The following is a 20,758-nucleotide window of genomic DNA, read 5'->3' on the forward strand; positions in this document are numbered from 1 at the left end:
GTGCGGCTCCTGTCTTTTTGGGCTCGAGTCATGATTTGTGACCCAGCCGCTGGCCCACGCCCGCGCGGCCTTGCAAGGGGCGCCACCAATCCTCGTTGTCCAGATACCAGCGCACTGTCTTTTCCAGCCCTTCTTCGACGCTCACGCTGGGCCGCCAGCCCAGTTCGGCGCGGATGCGCGCGGGATCAATCGCATAGCGCGCGTCATGGCCGGGCCGGTCGGTCACAAAGGTGATCAGATCAGCGTAGGAGCCGCCATTCGCCTGCGGGCACAGCCGGTCCAGAATGGCGCAAAGGTTCTGTACCAATTCCAGATTTGTGCGCTCATTCTCGCCGCCTATATTATAGGATCGGCCTAACGCGCCCTTGCCCAGAACGCAGAGCAATGCGTCGGCGTGATCCTCAACATAGAGCCAATCGCGAACGTTAGAGCCGTTTCCGTAGATCGGCAGCGCCTTGCCGGCCAGCGCGTTCAGGATTATGACCGGCACCAGTTTCTCGGGGAAATGGTATGGTCCGTAATTGTTCGAGCAGTTGGTCAGCAGGATCGGCAGGCCGTATGTTTGGTGCCAGGCGCGTACCAGATGATCTGATCCGGCCTTGGACGCCGAATAGGGGCTGCGGGGGTCATAGCTGGTGTCTTCGGTGAACTGCACGGATGGGTCGGCGGGAAGCGATCCAAACACCTCGTCGGTGCTGATATGGTGAAAGCGGAACGTGTCCGGCCTGCCCGTCCGCTCCCACAGGGCGCGGGCCGATTGCAGCATGTTGAGCGTGCCCATTACGTTCGTCTCGACAAAGACTCCCGGCCCATCGATGGACCGGTCCACATGGCTCTCGGCGGCCAGATGCATGATGGCATCGGGCGCATGGGCGGCAATGCAATCCTCCAGCGCGGGCGCATCGCGGATATCCACCTGCTCAAAGGTATAGAGCGGGCTGGTGGCTACCGAGGCCACATTTTCGAGGCAGGCCGCATATGTCAGCGCGTCGAGGTTGACGACCTCATGCCCCCGCGCCACCGCAAGGCGCACCACCGCCGATCCGATAAACCCGGCCCCGCCGGTGACCAGCAGCTTCATTGCGTAGACCCTTTGGCAGGCCCCTCATAGGTGAACGGGCTGTCAAAGCTGTCCAGAGACGGCGCTGCCTCATCCTTGGCGGATAGAACGGGGGCTGCGCCGTCCAGCGGCCAGTCGATGCCGCAACTGTCCCAGCGCACCGCGCCATCGCAGTCGGGGGCATAATGATCGGTGCATTTATAGATAATCTCGGTATCAGGCTCTTGCGTGACGAACCCGTGCAGAAACCCTGCCGGCACCCATAGCTGGCGCCCGTTCTCAAAGCTCAGCTCGGCGCCCGTCCAGTGGCCGTAGGTCGGGCTGCCCCGGCGAATGTCGACCGCCACGTCAAAGAGCCGCCCGCGCCCGCAGCGCACCAGCTTGGCCTGGGCATGGGGGGGCGACTGATAATGCAGCCCGCGCAAGGTGCCCACCTGCGCCGACATTGAATGATTGTCCTGCACGAATTCGGGCAGATCCAGCCCGGCCTCAGTTAGCCGCGCCTTGCTCCAGCTTTCTGAGAAGAAGCCACGATGATCCCCGAAACGCGCCGGGGTCAAAATTATCACTCCCTCAAGGGCGGTTTTCTCGATCTGCAAGGCAGGGCTCTCCGGCTGGGGTATGTTGCACGAGTCGCCAAACTGGATAGCAATCCCGCCTGCGATTGTCACCCGCCATATGGGGCGTCTGAACTGCCCTTTTGGTCCGGGCCGGTGATCTGCGGCACGGCAGGGGGCGGCATCGCGAACGGCTCTGTAATGGGCATATTGCAGGCGCGCGCCCGGTCAGTCTGCGCCGGACAGATCGCGCGTGAATATCTTGGCCGCGCAATCCGAGATATCGTCGGTCACTCGGTTGGCGACGATGATGTCGGCCTCGCCCTTGAACGCGGCCAGATCGCTAATGACGCGCGAGCCAAAGAAGTGATCCTCTTGCAAGGTCGGCTCATAGACGATGACCTCGATCCCCTTGGCCTTGATCCGCTTCATGATGCCCTGGATCGACGATTGGCGGAAATTGTCGCTGCCAGCCTTCATCACTAGGCGGTAGACGCCCACGATGCGCGGGCGCCGCGCGATGATCTGGTCCGACAGGAAATCCTTGCGCGTGCGGTTGGCGTCCACGATGGCGCGGATCAGGTTCTGCGGCACTTCGGAATAATTCGCTAGCAGCTGCTTGGTATCTTTGGGCAGGCAATAGCCGCCATAGCCGAAGGACGGATTGTTGTAATGCGCGCCGATGCGCGGGTCGAGGCCGATGCCGTCGATGATCTGGCGCGTGTCCATGCCGCCCGCCATGGCGTAGCTGTCCAACTCGTTGAAAAAGGCAACACGCATGGCGAGGTAGGTGTTGGCAAACAACTTGATCGCTTCGGCCTCGTCGGAATCGGTAAAGAGAACCGGCGCGTCCTTGGTGATTGCGCCCTCCAGCAGCAGGTCTGCGAACACGCGGGCGCGCTCTGACTGCTCGCCCACGATGATGCGGCTGGGGTGCAGGTTGTCGCGCAGCGCGCGGCCCTCGCGCAGAAATTCGGGCGAAAAGATGATCTGATTTGTCCCCAGCGCCGCGCCGAGTTCGCGGGTAAATCCGACGGGCACGGTCGATTTTACCACGATCGTCGCAGATGTGTTGACCGCGATGATCTGCCTGATCACCGTCTCGACCGAGGATGTATCAAAGTAGTTCGAGTGCGGATCATAGTTCGTCGGCGTTGCGACGATGACGAAATCGGCGCCTTGATAGGCACTGTCGCCGTCGGTGGTGGCGGTCAGGCGCCGGGCGCCATTGGCCAGATATACCTCAATATCAGGGTCTACGATGGGGCTGCGGCCCGCGTTCACCATCTCTACCCGCTCGACCGAGATATCGACGGCGGTGACGTCGTGGGCACCTGCCAGAAGCACCGCGTTGGACAAACCGACATATCCGATGCCTGCAACCGCTATTTTCATGATGTCACTCTCTGCTAACTACTAATGGGCCGCTAAATATACGCAACCTTTGCCTTAAAACCGGGCTCTTGAAGGCAGAGCACTAGAACCTCATCCTGGCAAGAGCGCGGCAGGGAGCGGGCGAAATACGGGCGCGCGCCCCCCTTAGCCTGCCCGCCTTAGTCTGCACTGCGCACGGCGTCTGCGATAGTGCCCACGACATCGTGCAGCATCGCCTCATCCTCGCATTCGGCCATGACGCGGATCAGCGGCTCGGTGCCTGAGGGGCGGATCAGCAGACGGCCCTTACCCTCTAGCCTCTTTTCCTGATCGGCGATGATGCGCTGCACGCCGGCATCCGATAGCGGGGCTGCGCCATTGCTGAGCGACACATTCCGCAAAAGTTGCGGCACCGGATCAAAGCTGTGCAGCAGCGTGCTGGCGGGTTGCCCGGTTTGTGCCATGACGGCCAGAAAATGCAACCCGGCCAGCAGGCCGTCGCCGGTCGTGGCATAATCGCTCATCACGATATGGCCCGACTGCTCGCCACCCAGGTTAAAGCGTCCGGCACGCATCCGCTCGACCACGTGGCGATCGCCGACCTGCGTGCGCTCCAGCGTGACGCCGATACCGTCCAGATACCGCTCTAGCCCCAGATTAGACATGACCGTCGCGACCAGTGTGTCGCCCGCCAATGTGCCTGCCTCGGACCATTGCCACGCGAAAAGGGCCATTATCTGATCGCCATCCACGACGCGGCCCATCTCATCGACCAGAATGATGCGGTCGGCGTCGCCATCCAGACAAATCCCCAGATCGGCGCCATGATGGCGCACCGCATCCGCCGTCGCCTGCGGCGCGGTAGAGCCGCATCCAAGGTTGATGTTAAAGCCGTCGGGCGCGCATCCAACGGGGATCACGTCAGCGCCCATTTCCCACAGCACGTCAGGGGCGGCGCGGTAGGCGGCCCCGTTGGCGCAGTCGACGACCACCTTGAGGCCGGTCAGGCGGGTGGCGCGCGGCACGGTCGTTTTGGCATATTCCACATAGCGGCCGCGGCCATCGTCGATCCGCCGGGCGCGGCCGATATTGATCGGCTTGGCGGGCGTTATCTGGCCTGTCAGGATGCGCTCAATCTCGTCCTGGGATGCATCGTCCAGCTTAAATCCGTCGGGGCCGAACAGCTTGATCCCGTTATCGTGGTGCGGGTTGTGGCTGGCCGAAATCATGATGCCCAGATCGGCCCGCATCGAGCGTGTCAGAAACGCGACCGCAGGCGTCGGCACCGGGCCCAGCAGCAGCACGTTCATGCCCGTCGAAGTCAGCCCGGCGGTCAGCGCGTTTTCGATCATATACCCTGAGCGGCGCGTATCCTTGCCAATCACGGCGCGGTGCTTGTTCATGCCGTCGCGGCGAAAATGTCGGCCCACTGCCGCGCCGACGCGCAGCGCCATTTCGGCGGTCATCGGATAGGTATTGGCAGTGCCGCGGATGCCGTCGGTGCCGAAGATCTTGGCTGTCATGTCTGGTGCCTTTCGCAGAAGGTGGCCTGAAGTGTAGCGTCTATATCGCTATGGTGCGGTCTTGACGAGGGTGGCAGGCCCAGCTTGACTTGGCGAGAGTTCGTTTGTCGGATACCTAGACAGTTTGGGTATGCCTGCTCTGCGAATGGGCTGGAATGTCGGCCAAAACCCCCGAAAAGTGGGAAAGCAAAGTATGACACGCAAAATCCTGATTACCGGCAGCGCCGGATTCATCGGCTTTCATCTGGCAGAGCTGCTGCTCGAGAAAGGCTGGCAGATCCACGGTCTGGACGCCATGACCGATTATTATGATGTCCAACTAAAACAGCGCCGCCATGCCGCGCTTCTTAAGAATCCCGGCTTCGCCTGCACCGAAGGCCGGATCGAGGATATGGATCTGCTCACCCGCATCGGGGATGAGTTTGCGCCAGATGTCATAGTGCATTTAGCCGCGCAGGCTGGCGTGCGCTACAGCCTTGAGCAGCCGCGATCCTATATCGAGAGCAATATAGTTGGCACCTTCAACGTGATGGAGTTGGCGCGCGCCCTGCCCGTTCAACATCTGCTGATGGCCTCGACCTCCTCAGTCTATGGTGCCAATACTAAAATGCCCTATGCAGAGACGCATAAGGCCGATTTGCCGATGACGATCTACGCCGCCTCGAAGAAGGCAACCGAGGCGATGAGCCATTCTTACGCGCATCTTTATCATCTGCCGACTACGATGTTTCGTTTTTTTACCGTCTATGGCCCTTGGGGGCGTCCCGACATGGCGCTGTTCAAATTCGTCGAGGCGATCGAGAATGGTCGCCCCATCGACATCTATAATCACGGCGAGATGTATCGCGACTTCACTTATGTTACCGATTTGGTGCGCGGCATTGCCCTGTTGATTGACACTGTGCCAGTACGCCCGCAGAGCCCCGACGATATTGCGCCAAACGACAGCCTGTCGCCCGTCGCGCCGTGGCGCGTGGTCAATATCGGCAATTCAGGCAAAGTGCGCCTAATGGATTTTGTCATTGCTGTGGAGGCTGCGATGGGCAAGCCTGCGATCCGCAACTATTTGGAGGCCCAGCCCGGCGAAGTGCCTGCCACATGGGCCGATGCGTCACTGCTGCACGACCTGACGGGGTATCGCCCGGATACGGACCTAGCGATCGGTATCGACGCCTTTGTGCGCTGGTACCGCGAGGAGTATGGTTCCAGTCGGGGCTGAGTGCATCGTGACAAGCTCTCATAACTATGGCTCCTTGGCGGGTTCATCGTCAGTCTTACCTCGTTTGCTGTCGTCACTGCTATTTTCGCCGCCGGTGCCGTTGCGATGCTGAGCTTCTCTTGATCTTTTTTTTACCGGCAGGCTGAAACGCGCTTGGACAGCGAAACATTACATTCGTCTATTGAAGCTTTTCCGGCCTATAGCCACTTCAGTCATGCGAGCCGGGCCCTTCTGACGGATGATGCATAGCAAGCATCTGCCGTGATGTCGGATCGCTCCCCCGAAGGGGAGTGTACTAACCGATGCTCGCCATCCAAAGCATCAAAAAGCCGCTTTCCTTCGGGGTCACACTGAAGGAGTTATCAATGGAAAGAACTGTTCCACCACGCGACTACGTAGCGCCCGAAGGGCGTCAATACGACGTAGGACTGCGCAAGTATCTGACAGGCATATTTGCCTACATGGGCGGCGGGTTGGTGTTGTCGGCGCTGGTTGCATTTGCTGTGGTAAATTTCGACCTGGTCACAGCCCTCATCTTTGGCACACCGCTTAAATGGCTCGCAATCTTCACACCACTGGCGTTGGTGATGTTCGCCTCATTCCGTTTTGACCGGTTATCCGTCGGTGTCCTGCAAGGTCTCTTCTGGGGGTTTGCAGCATTGATAGGCGTGTCTTTGGCCAGCGCGCTGCGGGTTTTCACAAGCACGAGCATCGTCACGGCGTTCCTGAGCGCGTCCATCCTCTTTCTGACGATGGCCCTGTGGGGCTACACGACGAAACGCGACCTGTCCGGCTGGGGTAGCTTCCCGGTGATCGGCCTGATCGGGAATCATCGGTGCCTCAATAATCAACCTGTTCTTGGCATCTGGCGCACTGGCCATGGCCGTCTCTGTCATCGGGGTGATCGTCTTCACCGGCCTGACCGCCTGGGACATGCAGCGCCTTCGGAACGAGTATCTGGCGCATCAGGAGGCAGGTGGGATGTCTGCCACAGCTGATCTCGGGAAATTACAGATCATGGGGGCACTCTCTCTATCTTAATCTCATCAACCTGTTTCAGATGCTGCTGAGCCTTTTTGGCCAACGGCAGGAAGGATAATCAATCATGCGAACTCAAGAAACTGTCTCGGCCATGCTATGCCCTGTTTGCCAGACCGGCCTGTCTATGTCTGACCGGAGCGGGGTGGAAATTGATTTCTGTCCTTCATGCCGGGGTGTCTGGCTTGATCGGGGGGAACTCGACAAGATCATCAAACGCTCCACCGCACCGGCAGCGCGGGAGATGGAACCTCAAAGGGGCTCCGACCGACGCGGAGAAGGCGGCGGGCTTATGGGGATGGCTTCATCCCTCCTGAAAGGTGATGACGACCGCTACGGTGACCGACGCCGGGATGACCAGTATGACGACGATGACCGCTACGAAAAACGACGGCGGAAAAAATCGATCTTCTCGGAATTTTTCGACTGACCGCCTTATGAACACCGCCTTCGAAAGGAGGCGGTGTGCTGCGTTGTAGTTCATCCACGATAGATTTCCTTAGGGTCGGTATGCCAACCCGGTTAATCCAGCCGGACACTCTTTGCTTGTAATAATGGAAAGAAGCTACCATGTGGCAAGAAATCTGGACGGCCGTCATAGTCGAATTTTCCGACATCCCCGATCTGGCCACCATCACGCGCATTGTGCTGCGCCTAGTGCTGGCCGCAATTCTGGGGGGCGTCATTGGATATGAACGCGAGCGCAAGGCCAGCAGTGCCGGTGTAAGAACCCATATGCTGGTTGCCGTCGGTGCCGCGCTGTTCGTTATTGGCCCACTTCAAGCCGGTATGGAGATTTCGGACATGTCGCGTGTGCTGCAAGGTATCGTTCAGGGCGTCGGCTTTTTGGGAGCTGGAGCAATTCTTGTCCGTGCCAGTCAGCAAAAAATACTCGGGCTGACCACAGCAGCAAACATCTGGGTGACTGCGGGGATCGGAGTAGTCGTCGGCCTTGGCCTCGAAGCAACCGCGATCCTTTCAACGGTTATCGTGCTGACCATTCTGGCTGTTGTGCCCTTTATTGTGCAGCCATCCGATCACGACAATATCACTCCAAAGTAGTACGTCATTCTGATTATCGCTCCTAACCACTAACCCACGATCATTCGGGCACTCTGCGGCTAAGGTTGGCGTTGAGTGATGTTTGCAGAGAGACAGACGAATGTGTGACGGGACGACAACCTGCTTGCTACCGCCTTGTACCTTAGCCCACGCGCGTCACAAGAATCTTGTCTATGCGGCGACCATCCAGATCGACAACTTCGATCGACCAGTTCTGCAGATCAAGTCGTTCCGCGACCTCCGGTAAATTGCCGATCTTTTCAAGGACAAATCCGGCTTTCGTCTCGCAATCACGATCATCCTCAAGCTCCAGCGACAGCAGATCGGCAAATTCGTCTACGGGCATCCAGCCTGCGACAAGGTAGGATCCGTCCACACGGGTCACAACTTTTGGCTCATCCGTCTCGCCGTCCAAGAAATCGCCAGATATGGCTTCCAGAACGTCCATCGGCGTAATGATTCCTTCGAAATGGCCATACGCGTTTAATTTTTGGCAGGAACGCATAATGTTCTCCCGCACCGCATCCTATGATGAGAGGTCATCTCAATGCAGCATTTCTTCAAGGTTTGATTTTTTTGGACGATTTGTCGGTTCGTGAATTATCTTTACGCTTCCCTTGCAAGCGCCCGGCTTCATTCACAACTTCTCGTGAAGGGCGGATCAATTGCCCTTTGGGGGCACCGATTTGGACTATCTTTACCTGCTTATCGGTCTGATCGGTCTGTTCTTTGGCGGCGAGGCGCTTGTGCGAGGCAGCGTTGGCATCGCCCGACGCATGGCTATCCCACCGCTGCTGATCGGCCTGACGGTGGTAGGCTTCGGCACATCGACGCCTGAACTTCTGGTTTCAGTCGACGCAGCCTGGCGCGGCGTGCCTGATATTGCATTGGGCAACATCGTCGGGTCCAACATCGCCAACATCCTACTGATCGTCGGCCTTTCGGCGCTGGTCTGGCCGATCAAGGTCATGGGTGCGACCCTGCGGCGTGACACGGCGGTCATGATGGCGGCGGCACTTTTGCTGGTCCCGATTTTCGCCTTTGGTCAGATAACGCGCCTGTCCGGGCTGGTTCTGTTCGGCGGCTTGGTTGCTTACCTTGTCTGGGCATATCTCAAGCCGGGTGAGGCAGAGGCCGAAGACGACGGCCTGAGACCGCCAGCATCGACGTTTGTTTCAGTGCTCTGGATCATAGGCGGGCTTGTTGCTTTGATGGTAGGTGCGCGGTTCCTCGTGGATGGCGCTGTGTCGATCGCGCGTGGCTATGGCATATCGGAGGCCTTCATAGGTTTGACCATCGTTGCCGTTGGCACGTCTCTGCCGGAACTGGCCACGTCCCTGATCGCGGCCTTCCGCCGCCAGTCCGAAATCGCCATCGGCAATATCATCGGATCGAACATCTTCAACGTTCTGGGCATTCTCGGCGTCACCGCGCTGATCGCACCGATCCCGGTGGCATCGCGGTTCCTAACCTTCGACCTTCCGGTGATGATTGCCGTGTCGCTGGTACTTACGGGGCTTCTGCTGACCCGGCCGGTGATCGGACGCGGCATTGGGGTCGTGATGCTGGCGGGCTACTTCGCCTATGTCTGCGCTGCGCAGGGATGACAATGGGGCGTGGCTGGGCAACAAGAGGGATGGCCGCGATTCTGTCGCGGCTTTTCCTTGTGCTGGCGATTGCGCTTTTTGGGGCGTATCATGTTGTGGCGGAAAGATCTGTCACCCACGATGGTCCTGCTGCGGCACTTGAGACCGCATTTGCAGAGGTCATCCTGACGCCGCAAAGCCATCTCATCCGCGCGCCATTGCCCGAGGGCGACACACCGCTGGCCACCGCGCCCGGATCAGAAATTCCTACGCCACGAAAAACGCTTGCGCGTGTTTCGTGGGAACCTGGGGCATCTGTTTCTACCCCTGCAATCAATATCCTTCCACCCGTTCGGGGACCGCCTGCGGTCTGACATTTCGACGTCAGACCGAACACTCAGGCACCAAAGGATACTGAAAATGCGCCGGCCAGCATGGGTCGTGATGACCTATGCCGTCCTTCTGCTTGTGGCAGTTGTGACGGCCCTTCCGAACTTTCTTTCCAAAGACATACGCGATCGACTGCCGCCTTGGGCAACCAGCCAGATGGTATCACTCGGCCTTGATCTACAGGGGGGCGCGCATCTGCTGCTGGCCGTCGATCGCGCGGATCTGGCAACCTTGCGCCTTCAGGAGTTGCGTCAGATACTTGTATCCGAGATGCGCAGGCTGAGCTTGAACCCGGCAACCATCCGGGCCGAAGGCACCGCATTGTCCGCTCCTGCGAACGAAGCGCTGCTGGCCGCTCTGCAGGCGGTGGCGTCAGCCACTACTCATCCCGGTATCCCACCCGACTTCACCGTCGACCTGTCTGATGGGCTTGTGCAGCTTTCCATAACCCCGTCCGGGCTTGACCGCGCCACCAGCGCCGCCGCCGATGCCAGCCTTGAAGTGATCCGCCACCGGGTTGATCAGGTCGGCGTGTCCGAACCGGTGATCAGCCGGGTCGGCGATGACCGCATCCTTGTCCAGATGCCGGGCGTCGAGAACCCGGCCCAGTTGCGCGCGTTGTTGGGATCGACCGCGAAGATGAGTTTCCAGATGGTCGCGCCCGGACCGGGACCGGGCGTGACGCTGCTGCCGCTTCGGGACGGGTCTGGTGATATTCCGGTTCAAGACGATGTCGCACTCTCGGGTGATCGACTAGACGCCGCTGCATCAGGGTTTGAACCCGATACAGGCCGCCCGATGGTCACCTTCGATTTTGACCAACAGGGTGGTGCTGCCTTTGCCGAGATCACTGCGGCCAACATCGGTCAAAGGTTTGCGGTCGTACTGGATGGCGAGGTTCTGACCGCTCCGGTCATCCGGCAGGCCATTCCGGGCGGCCACGGTCAGATAACCGGGGATTTTACGCTGGAAGAGGCGCAGACGTTGGCCGTATTGCTGACCTCGGGCGCGCTGCCTGCGTCGCTCGACGTGATCGAAGAACGCAGCGTAGGGGCGGCACTTGGTGCGGATTCCATCCACGCGGGTTTGGTCACGGGCGCCATCGGTTTGGCGCTGGTGGTTGCGATCATGGTTGGGCTTTATGGCGGTTGGGGCCTTCTGGCCAGCGCCATTCTTGGACTAAACGTAATGCTGACGCTGACTGCGTTGGGCCTTTTGGGAGCCACGCTGACACTGCCGGGGATTGCCGGGATCATCCTGTGCCTTGGCATTGCGGTGGACAGTAACATTCTGATCTTCAGCCGTATCCGCGAAGAAACCGCCAAGGGCGCGATTGCCATCAAGGCGCTGACGCTCGGTTATGGGCGGGCCTGGGCGACAATCCTTGACGCCAATATCACTACGCTTCTCGCGATGGTGTTGCTGTTCATGTTTGGTGCCGGGGCGATACGGGGATTTGCCGTCACGATGAGCATTGGCATTGTCATCTCGATGTTCACGGCTGTCGCGTTGATGCGGTTCATGATGGAGACACTGGTGCGTCGCCGCAAACTCAAGCGGCTGGACATCGCGCCGCTGTTCGGTGGCGTGCCAGCGCCGGGGAAACTGTCCTTCATGCGGCGCGGACGTCTGGCGCTTGCGGTTTCGGCGGTGCTCTCCTTGGGGTCGCTCGGCCTGCTCGTGATGCCTGGGCCGAATCTTGGAATTGATTTTACTGGCGGGGTGCAGATGGTCCTGCGCTCGGACGCGCCCGTCCCGTTGTCCGAGCTGCGTGCCGCCATCGCGCAACAGGTTCCGGGCGACGCGAGCCTTCAGGCCTTTGGCGACCCGAACGAGGCGCTGATCCGGGTGCAGGGAGAGGTCGGACAGACCACTGTTGCCGCTGTCGAACGTGCAGCAACAGATGTGATCCCGGGTGCGGTGTTCAACCAGATCGACCTTGTTGGCCCGACGATCAGCGGGGAACTGGCAACCACCGGCCTGCTGGCGCTTGGCCTCGCCGTATTGGCGATGCTGGCCTATATCTGGGTCCGGTTCGAATGGCACTTTGCCGCCGGGGCCATCGCGGTGCTGTTCCTCGACGTCACCAAGACCTTCGGCGTCATCGCCCTGATGGGATGGGAGGTGAACTTGACCACCATCATCGCCCTGCTGACGCTGATCGGCTATTCGGTCAATGACAAGGTTGTGGTCTATGACCGGATCCGCGAACATCTTGCCGAAGGTGGCGACGTACCCCTGGCAGATGTAATCGACAGAAGCCTCAATCAGGTTCTGGCACGATGCATCTTCACCTCTGGCACAACGCTCGCAGCGATTGTGCCGATGGCGATCTGGGGCGGGCCAGCGGTTTCAGGGTTTGCATGGCCAATGATCGCAGGCGTGACCATCGCCACCGCGTCTTCGTTGTTTGTGGCGGGGCCGGTCCTCCTTTGGCTCGCGCAGCGCAACAAGGTTGCGATCATGCCGGATGCTTTGCGCAATCAGGCCTGAAAGCGAACATCGCCGGGGGCGCAATCCCCCGGCGAGATACTTCCTATCGCAGTCGACTAGGCAATCTCACCCTGACCGTTTCTTGCACCTGAATGTATGATCAGAACACAAGGCTGCGGTTCGAATCGAGAAAACCTCAGTCCGCGCTGCCACTGGCCCAAGGGAGCCCGATCACTGAATGTCCTTCGACTTTGCAACACTGGCACCTTACGCCGCCGTCGTCTTGTTCCTCGGCGTTTTTACAGCCTTTGTCCTGGAACTGCGATCCCCGGATGTTGTCGCCTTTTGCGGGGCGGCAACAGCTCTTGCCATCGGACTTGTCAAGCCGACCGATGTCCTCGACGCGCTCGCCAATCCTGCACCTGCAACCATCGGCGCGATGTTCGTCCTCAGCGCGGCCCTTGTCCGGACGGGCGTACTTGAGGCCCTCAGCATTGTCCTTGGTCGATATGCTCAGGCGCGTCCGGTCCTGACGCTCGGGCTGTTCTTCAGTGCCGCCGCCGGAGCCTCGGTCTTCATGAACAACACACCGGTGGTCATTGTGCTGATCCCGGTGGTGATCACCCTTGCGCGTCAGATGAAGGTTGCGGCGTCGCACCTTCTTATCCCGCTGTCCTACATGGTCATTCTTGGCGGCACCTGTTCGCTGATCGGGACCTCGACGAACCTGCTGGTGGATGGCGTTGCACGCGATCTGGGGATGGCACCGTTTAGTCTGTTCGAGATCGCGCCTGTCGGAATCGTTGTGGCCATTGTTGGCGGTGCTTTTCTGGCAATCGCCGCCCCGCGCCTTCTGCCCGTGCGACATACCGTCGGGGAGGTTCAATCCAAGCGCGACGGGCGCACCTGGCTGGTTGAACTGTTCATTCCCGCAGGCTCGCCTCTGATCGGCAAGACTGTGCTGGAAGTGGAGGCGTTCAAGAAGGCCGGAAGCCGGGTTGTTGATCTTGTCTGCGGGGACCTTTCCATGCGCGCAACCCTTGCCACATCGACGATGGCGGCTGGCGATGTTGTGGTTGTGAAGACCACAGATACCGAGATCATGGGTTTTCGCGACGGCGCAGCGGTGGGCAACGCCGTTCTGGGCACCGAGCCGTCGACCGCCCGGCGCACGTCGGTTGTCGAGGTCCTGATCGGCCCAAATTCAAAAGCGCTGCACAGAATGGTCGGGCGTTTGCAATGGCGTCGCCGTTTCGGGGTCTATCCGGTCGCACTTCACGAAAGGGAGCAGCGGTCGACATGCGCCTTGCGATGATGAAACTGGAGGTCGGCGATACCTTGTTACTTGACGGTGCGCCGGAAGATATCGCGCGGCTTGCCGATGAAGAACAACTGATCGAACTGTCCTCGGTCACCTCTCGGGGGTTTCGCCGCAAGAAAGCGCCCATCGCGATTGCCACCATGGTTGCCGTCGTCGTTTTGGCGGCCCTGAATGTGGCCCCGATCCTGACACTTGCGCTGATCGGGGTTGCAGTGGTTTTGCTGACAAACTGCATTGATGCGGATGAAGGCGTGGGGGCGATCGACGGCCGGTTGCTTTTGCTGATCGTTTCGATGCTGACATTGGGGAGTGCTTTGGGCAATTCCGGCGCGCTTGCGCTGATTGTGGCCAAGGTATCGCCGCTGCTGGCTACGGTCCAACCAATCGTCGCACTTGCTCTAGTGTATGCCCTCACGTCGATCCTGACGGAACTGGTCACCAACAATGCCGTCGCTGTCCTGCTGGCACCGATTGCGGCGGGCGTGGCAATTCAACTTGGCCTTGACCCGCGCCCTTTCGTTGTGGCCGTGATGTTCGGCGCAAGCGCAAGTTTTGCGACGCCAATCGGTTACCAGACCAATACGCTTGTCTACAACGCCGGAGGGTACAAGTTCACCGATTTCCTAAAAGTTGGTGTTCCAATGAACATTATCATTGGGTCAGCAACTGTTGTTCTGATCCCGCTCATTTGGCCACTGATGCCCTAAAAAGGTGCAAGCTTTGGTTGGGCATCCGCTGGAATGCCCCACTGATGTGGTCCACCTTTTGGGATGGAATTATCCCGTTTTCAGGAGGACGACGAGATGGCAGGCAAGCGAGAGAAGCCCGAGGACATTGTGCTGAAGCTGCGACAAGTTGAAATGCTGCAAGGGCAAGGACGATCGACGGCGGAAGCCGTGCGTCAGATCGGCGTGACGGTTCAGACCCACTATCGATGGCGGAAAGAATACGGTGGTATGACCCGGGACCAGCTTAAGCGGCTCAAAGTGCTGGAGACGGAAAACACCCGGCTCAGGTGTGCGGTGTCGGATCTGACACTGGACAAGATGATCTTGACTGAGGCCGCACGGGGAAACTACTAAGCCCTTCCCGCCGCCGTCGCTGCATTGATCATGTGCGGCAGACCCTTGGCGTATCTGAGCGCAGTGCCTGCCTTACATTGGGTCAACATCGCTCGACGCAGCGCAAAGCTCCTTGCGGCTTGCCGGACGAAGTGCGGCTGACCGAGGACATCATTGCAGTGACGGAAGAGTTCGGACGCTATGCGCTGCCCGGCAGCCTCAGGAAAAGAAGGCAACAAGACTTCGCCGCTGCTGAAATCTTACATATGGAGATGAAAAAGTCGACATTCGCGCTGGCCGACCTCTTTTAGAAAGCTAATCTATGTGCATCCTGTGGGTTGGAGAGGCCGCAATGGCTCAGGCCATGGGTGATCAAAATGTGAGGGCTATGATGCAAAACGTGTTGGGCATGACTAGCGACCGACTGGGGCGTATCGTCGAAGATGCTGTCAGCGAAGTTTACGTCTTCTCGGAGGACGACTTTAGGTTCTCTCTGGTTAACCGGGGAGCCCGTGATAACCTTGGGTTCACCATGGAAGAGCTTCGAGCTAAGACCCCATGGGACCTCAAGCCCACACTATCACGGCAGGAGTTTCTTGACTTGGTTGATCCCCTGCTCAAAGGGGATCGCTCCGGCTTGGAATTCGAGACGGTTCACGAAAGGAAAGATGGCTCGCGCTACAACGTCTGGGTCCATTTGCAGCTGATTTCCACCGACGGTGAAAGAGTATTCTACGCGGCCATTCAGGACATCACGAACCAGAAAGAGACTACAGCGGCCCTGGCGAAGGCCTCGACGCGGCTGGACGCCATCCTGAGCAACACCACCATGGCAATTTTCATGATGGATGAGGGGCAGCATTGCGTTTTTATGAACAAGGCCGCCGAAACGCTCACAGGCTACAGGTTTGAGGAAGTCCAAGGCCAACTCCTTCACGATGTCATCCATCACAGCCACCCCGACGGACAGAAATTTCCTATTGAAGACTGCGAAATTGATCGCGCCTTTCCTGAGGACCACCAGGTCCAGGGCGAAGAAACCTTTGTCCACAAAGATGGGAGCTTCTACCCGGTAGGGTTCACGGCATCCCCCATGAAGGACGAAAGCGGAAAGACCGTGGGGACGGTCATCGAAGCGCGGGACATCACCGAGGAATTGAAGGCCCGAAATGCCGAAATCGAATTCAACAACGCACTAAAGGCCCGGGTCCAGGAGGCGATGATTGAGCGCGACCGCCTTGAGGCACGACTCGTCCAATCGCAAAAGATGGAGGCGGTAGGTCAGTTGACCGGCGGTGTCGCGCATGATTTCAACAACCTCCTGCAGGTGATCGGCAGCAACCTTCAGTTGTTGCTGAAGGAGCTGCCAGATAGTGACCCCAAGAGAAAGTTTGCCGAGAGCGCGATGACCGGTGTCTCGCGGGGCGCAAACCTAACCGCGCAACTCCTTGCCTTTAGCCGTCAGCAACCCCTCGAACCCAAGCCGAAGAACGTTGGCCGACTTTTGCGCGGGATGGACGATTTGCTCCGACGAACGCTGGGAGAAGCGATAGAGATTGAAACGGTCATCGCTGGAGGTCTGTGGAATTGCCTCGTCGATCAGGTCCAGCTGGAAAACGCCATCCTCAATCTGGCCATCAACGCGCGCGATGCGATGAACCACTCCGGCAAACTCACGATTGAGGCGGGCAACGCATCGCTCGACGATGCTTATGCCGAGGCTCACTCGCATGTCGTGCCCGGGCAATACGTGGCGCTTGCCATCACCGATACCGGCAGCGGTATTCCCCAGGACATCATCGAGAAGGTCTTTGACCCGTTCTTTACGACGAAGGCGATTGGCCAGGGCACCGGCCTTGGCCTAAGCATGGTATATGGTTTTATCAAGCAATCGGGCGGTCACGTCAAAATCTACAGTGAAGAAGGCCATGGCACAACGGTTCGGATCTATCTGCCGAAAACGCGACGAGAGGAAGACGTGCTTCAGGCGCTGCTAGGGGTAGAGACGCCCAAGGGGCACGGGGAGATCGTGCTCATCGTCGAAGACGATCAAGCGGTGCGCGAAACCGCCGTCGATCTGCTGCGCGATCTCGGCTATTCGGTTCTGACCGCCGAAAACGCCGACAGCGCGCTGGCCATCGTGAACAGCGGTGTGAAGATCGACATCCTATTTACCGACGTGGTCATGCCCGGCACACTGCGCAGCCCTGATCTTGCCCGCAAGGCCAAGGAGAAACTGCCCGGTATTGGGGTTCTCTTCACATCGGGTTATACGCAGAACGCGATTGTCCATGCCGGACGACTGGATGACGGTGTGGACCTGCTGAGCAAGCCCTATACGCGTGAACGTCTTGCCCAAAAGATCTCTGAAATACTCGAGCGGCACCCGGCGTCGCTGCCGCAGGAACGCCAGCAGGGCAAGAATGGCGGTTTCGTCTCTGGAAGCAATCTGCCCGTAAGGGGGGCGCGCGTGCTTCTGGTGGAGGACGACGTCCTGATCCGCATGGCGACTGCGGAAATGCTGGCAGATTTGGGTCACGAGGTTGTCGAAGCCGGCACGATAGCGGAAGCCTCAGCATTGTTAGGTAGTGAGGTCTTGCATGTGATGGTTGCTGACCTTGGTCTTCCTGACGGGCATGGGATGGAGCTGGTGCGCCTCGTTTCAGAAACTCATCTAGATATCGCGGTGATCATCGCCTCGGGTGCTGATCTGCGTGAATATACAGAGGGCAGCAAATTGGGGTGTCCCATAACCGGTTTGGTCAAACCCTATGATCAACGCGCTTTGGAGGTTGCGCTTCAGCAATGTATCGGCGGGTCATGAAGCGCAGGCTTGAAAGGCGGGACCTTTTCCTGACCCGTTGATGAATGAGCGCGAATACTGGACCCACCCGTCCGCTTCTGTGCGGAATCTATACCCCAGATGTAACAATGTTACTTTAGCCAAGTCCGCCAGCGCTCACCGAGCAGCTGACGTTTGAACAGCGCGCGGCGAATGTCCGGTATCCGCGGCGATCTCAACTGATCGACGCAACACACTCCGCAAACTTCTCCGCTGGGGTTTGGTATTGCAAGGTCTTGCGGGGGCGTTCGTTCAACTGCCTCGCGATTGCGCTGAGTTTTGCTTGAGAATGGACGGATAAGTCTGTTCCTCTTGGTAAATACTGCCTCAAAAGCCGGTTGGTATTTTCGTTTGATCCGCGTTGCCACGGTGACTGAGGGTCGCAAAAGTAGACGTCGACGTCAGTTGCCATGGTCAGGCGTGGGTGATCCGCCAGCTCTTTGCCGCGATCCCATGTCAGAGATTTGTAGAGTTCGCGGGGTAGTCTCTGAGCTGACTTGATGAGCCCTGAGATGACGCTTTCGGTGTCTTTGTTAGCGACTTTGACCAGCATGACATATCGTGACTGGCGCTCGACAAGCGTCGCAACATAGCTGTTCTTGGAGCCGCCAATCAAGTCACCTTCCCAGTGCCCCGGTACGGCACGATCCTCGACAGCTGCGGGCCTTTCACTGATCGATACAGCGTCTTTAATTTGACCAAGACCATTGCGTTTGAGGCTTGCGTGTCTGGAGCGGCGGACTGTGCGTTTGGCGCGCAAGTGCTCAAGCAACTCCTTCTTCAGCACGCCGCGCGCTTGAATATAAAGGCTTCGATAGATCGTCTCGTGTGACACCTGTTTGTGCGCCTCTCTCGGGAACGCGCGTTTGAGCCAGCCCGCAATCTGCTCGGGAGACCACTTACGCCGTAGCTTTGCTGATACTGCGTGGGCCAATGCTGGGTGGCAAGCCAGCTTACATATCTTTGGGCGCAGAGCACGGTTCCATGCCGCCTGATCTGATGCCGTCGCACGATAACCCGCAACGCCACCATTGCGCCGGACCTCCCGGCTGATCGTCGAGGGTGCGCGACCCAACTGGCGCGCGATCATACGAAGGGACTGCTTCATACTCAGACCGCGCGAGATCTCTTCGCGTTCCGAAAGACAAAGAGCAAACTTTCCGCGTATTCGATCTGGCGGGCGAATGCCTCCTGTCGGGGAAATCACTGAGAACACCGATGATGACTGACGGTCAAAAACCCGTCCAATCGATCTCATGGTGTGCCCCCATCGGGTGGTCCAGTTTAAATATTAATGCATGGTCGGTCTCTGGTCTATCGGTACGATGCTTTTTGGTGCCGGTGGACGATAATCCAAGGCGCTGTGTGGCCTGACTGTGTTGTAGTGGCGGCGCCATCTTTCGATCAGGATCTGAGCCTCGCGCAACGTGAAGAAGACCTCCCCGTTCAGCAGCTCGTCGCGGAAGCGGGAGTTGAAGCTCTCGCAGTATCCGTTTTCCCATGGTGAGCCTGGCGCGATGAAAGCGGTTTTCGCGCCAACTGCCCCGATCCAGGCACGCACTTTTTTTTGCGATAAATTCCGCGCCATTATCCGATCTGATATATTCTGGCGGCCCTCTCAGGATAAACAGATCGGTCAAGGCGTCGACCACGTCTGTTGAATTGAGCTTACGTTTAACCCTGATCACAAGCGCCTCCTTCGTGAACTCATCGATGATATTCAGTGTGCGGTAGACCCGCCCATCGTGTGTGCGATCTTGGACGAAGTCATACGACCAAACGTGGTTTGGGCGCTCAGGCCGCAGCCTCACGCAAGATCCGTCGTTCAGCCAGAGCCGCCCCTTCTTGGGTTGTTTTTGTGGAACTTTCAGCCCTTCGCGCCGCCAAATTCGCTCTACGCGCTTGTGATTCACATGCCATCCGCTGTTGTTCAACATCCCGGTGATCATGCGGTACCCCTCTCGGCGATGCGAGCATCGCCTGCCGGGCAGCGCATAGCGTCCGAACTCTTCCGTCAGTGCAATGATGTCCTCGGTTAGCCGCGCTTCGTCCGGCAAGCCGCAAGGTTCCTTGCGCTGTGTCGAACGATGCTGCCCGAGTGTGCGGCAGACCCGGCGCTCAGATACGCCAAGGGTCTGCCGCACATGATCAATGCACCGACGGCGGCGGGAAGGGCTTAGAAGTTTCCCCGTGCGGCCTCAGTCAAGATCATCTTGTCCAGTGTCAGATCCGACACCGCACGCCTGAGCCGAGTATTCTCTGTTTCCAGCTCTTTAAGCCGCTTGAGCTGATTGCGGTTCATGCCGCCATATTCTTTGCGCCATCGATAATAAGTCTGAACCGTCACACCGATCTGACGCACCGCTTCCGCCGTCGACCGCCCTTGCCCTTGCAGCACTTCAACTTGCCGTAGCTTCAGCACAATATCTTCGGGCTTCTCTCGTTTGCCAGCCATCTCGTCGTCCTCCTGAAAACGGGATAATTCTATCCCAAAAGGTGGACCACTTCAGTGGGGGCATTCCATCATCGACTCGCCACGCTGCCAACGATCCCAGATATCCGCACGTTGCTCAGCCGAATAGTAAATCCTGGTACGATACTTCATTGCCAACACTCCATCTCTTCCTAAAGATTAAAGTGTTGCGTCCACCTGTTGAGACCACCGCCCGACATGCCCAGTCCCGCCAATTAAAGGCGCGGCCTGATGCTATCCTCCGAGGCTAGGCGGCAGAGCGCTGCCCAGCTTACATCTTTGCGCCCTACCGTAGCACCAGCGTAGCACCGTGGGTTTGCTTCGAAACGCAAAAAGCGCTCCGAGGGGCGCTAGATCATCAGTATAATTAAGTAAATTTGGTTGCGGGAGGGTGCAATGACCTTGACCGAACATCGGGAGTACTCCGAATTAACAGAGAATTAGCGCGTTATGAACGAGAAAGCGAACTGTATGTTGCCTCTCAGTGAGGACTTGATCTTCCCACAATCAGCCGCCAAACGCTTTTTTTGATTGTATCCGGCACAACCAGATCATGATGGTTACCGATATTTATGAGGTGTCGGCCAATGCGGCCTGAACGACGACGTCCGCGCCAGTTATATGAGTTATCCATTTGGCCGTAGCGCCTGCGCCTCGGACCGTTTGAGCTGGCACCCGCCTTAGCTAAACCGCCTCTGGCGCGACCTATCGCTCCCTGTGGAGGGAAATCTGGCAACAACGAAGAAAGATCGCGACAAACTGATCGATGTAATCTTCACAAGAATTCCGGCGGAGCAAGCCCAACATCTGATGCTTGCG

12 protein-coding genes and 5 pseudogenes are annotated in these 20,758 nt (G+C 58.5%); 10 read left to right on the plus strand and 7 right to left on the minus strand.

All coding sequences use genetic code 11. From position 1 onward, the window contains the following. Positions 1 to 28: 28 nt before the first annotated feature. The 4 genes from rfbB to glmM all read right to left on the minus strand — a co-directional run bounded on the left by rfbB (position 29) and on the right by glmM (position 4,514). The gene (gene rfbB / locus MK6180000_RS12545) at positions 29 to 1,081 is read right to left on the minus strand and encodes a dTDP-glucose 4,6-dehydratase (RefSeq protein WP_138935043.1); all 1,053 of its coding nucleotides are present in this window, start codon (positions 1,079 to 1,081) and stop codon (positions 29 to 31) included. After that, positions 1,078 to 1,659, minus strand: a complete 582-nt coding sequence (gene rfbC, locus MK6180000_RS12550) for a dTDP-4-dehydrorhamnose 3,5-epimerase (RefSeq protein ID WP_138935044.1) — start codon at positions 1,657 to 1,659, stop codon at positions 1,078 to 1,080. Before rfbC ends, rfbB begins: the two co-directional genes overlap by 4 nt. Positions 1,660 to 1,845: 186 nt before the next feature. Beyond that, complete coding sequence (locus MK6180000_RS12555) at positions 1,846 to 3,012, minus strand: nucleotide sugar dehydrogenase (protein WP_138935045.1); 1,167 nt, start codon at positions 3,010 to 3,012, stop codon at positions 1,846 to 1,848. Between the two features lie 158 nt (positions 3,013 to 3,170). After that, positions 3,171 to 4,514 (minus strand): phosphoglucosamine mutase, encoded by a 1,344-nt coding sequence (gene glmM, locus MK6180000_RS12560; protein WP_138935046.1) that lies wholly within the window; start codon positions 4,512 to 4,514, stop codon positions 3,171 to 3,173. A 193-nt stretch (positions 4,515 to 4,707) separates the two neighbouring features. On the opposite strand from glmM, the gene MK6180000_RS12565 reads away from it, so the two are divergent. The 5 genes and pseudogenes from MK6180000_RS12565 (at position 4,708) to MK6180000_RS12580 (ending at position 7,833) form a co-directional block, all read left to right on the plus strand. Further along, complete coding sequence (locus MK6180000_RS12565) at positions 4,708 to 5,733, plus strand: NAD-dependent epimerase/dehydratase family protein (RefSeq protein ID WP_138935047.1); 1,026 nt, start codon at positions 4,708 to 4,710, stop codon at positions 5,731 to 5,733. 461 nt (positions 5,734 to 6,194) lie between these two features. Then, a pseudogene (locus tag MK6180000_RS20890) lies at positions 6,195 to 6,497 on the plus strand (Bax inhibitor-1 family protein); the annotation flags it as partial. A 115-nt stretch (positions 6,498 to 6,612) separates the two neighbouring features. Then, positions 6,613 to 6,774: a Bax inhibitor 1 family protein gene (locus MK6180000_RS20895; RefSeq protein ID WP_281284706.1), complete on the plus strand. Its 162-nt coding sequence runs from the start codon at positions 6,613 to 6,615 to the stop codon at positions 6,772 to 6,774. Between the two features lie 91 nt (positions 6,775 to 6,865). Then, positions 6,866 to 7,201, plus strand: coding sequence for a TFIIB-type zinc ribbon-containing protein (locus MK6180000_RS12575; RefSeq protein WP_212751947.1), 336 nt, complete (start codon positions 6,866 to 6,868; stop codon positions 7,199 to 7,201). A gap of 140 nt (positions 7,202 to 7,341) precedes the next feature. Then, the gene (locus MK6180000_RS12580; RefSeq protein ID WP_138935049.1) at positions 7,342 to 7,833 is read left to right on the plus strand and encodes an MgtC/SapB family protein; all 492 of its coding nucleotides are present in this window, start codon (positions 7,342 to 7,344) and stop codon (positions 7,831 to 7,833) included. 142 nt (positions 7,834 to 7,975) lie between these two features. Here the strand turns inward: MK6180000_RS12580 and MK6180000_RS12585 are convergent, their stop codons facing one another. Further along, positions 7,976 to 8,281, minus strand: a complete 306-nt coding sequence (locus MK6180000_RS12585; protein WP_246040511.1) for a transporter associated domain-containing protein — start codon at positions 8,279 to 8,281, stop codon at positions 7,976 to 7,978. Positions 8,282 to 8,519: 238 nt separating this feature from the next. Between MK6180000_RS12585 and MK6180000_RS12590 the strand changes: the two genes are divergently transcribed. From MK6180000_RS12590 to MK6180000_RS12610, 5 genes and pseudogenes are all read left to right on the plus strand, one after another. Next, positions 8,520 to 9,440, plus strand: a complete 921-nt coding sequence (locus MK6180000_RS12590) for a calcium/sodium antiporter (RefSeq protein WP_138935051.1) — start codon at positions 8,520 to 8,522, stop codon at positions 9,438 to 9,440. Positions 9,441 to 9,839: 399 nt separating this feature from the next. Further along, entirely contained in the window at positions 9,840 to 12,302 is a 2,463-nt protein-coding gene (gene secD / locus MK6180000_RS12595; RefSeq protein ID WP_138935052.1) for a protein translocase subunit SecD, read from the plus strand. Between the two features lie 178 nt (positions 12,303 to 12,480). Beyond that, positions 12,481 to 14,270 (plus strand): annotated as a pseudogene (locus MK6180000_RS21020) (SLC13 family permease). A gap of 96 nt (positions 14,271 to 14,366) precedes the next feature. After that, positions 14,367 to 14,827 (plus strand): annotated as a pseudogene (locus tag MK6180000_RS20720) (transposase); the annotation flags it as partial. Between the two features lie 149 nt (positions 14,828 to 14,976). Beyond that, the gene (locus MK6180000_RS12610; protein WP_212751904.1) at positions 14,977 to 17,448 is read left to right on the plus strand and encodes a PAS domain S-box protein; all 2,472 of its coding nucleotides are present in this window, start codon (positions 14,977 to 14,979) and stop codon (positions 17,446 to 17,448) included. Between the two features lie 193 nt (positions 17,449 to 17,641). On the opposite strand, the pseudogene MK6180000_RS12615 reads toward MK6180000_RS12610, so the two are convergent. Together MK6180000_RS12615 and MK6180000_RS12620 are read right to left on the minus strand one after the other, a co-directional pair. Beyond that, positions 17,642 to 18,739, minus strand: a pseudogene (locus MK6180000_RS12615) (IS30 family transposase); the annotation flags it as partial. An 18-nt stretch (positions 18,740 to 18,757) separates the two neighbouring features. Next, positions 18,758 to 19,921 (minus strand): annotated as a pseudogene (locus MK6180000_RS12620) (IS3 family transposase). Positions 19,922 to 20,758 lie beyond the last annotated feature (837 nt).

It is taken from the genome of Roseovarius arcticus, from assembly GCF_006125015.1.
Classification (GTDB): Bacteria; Pseudomonadota; Alphaproteobacteria; order Rhodobacterales; family Rhodobacteraceae; genus Roseovarius; species Roseovarius arcticus.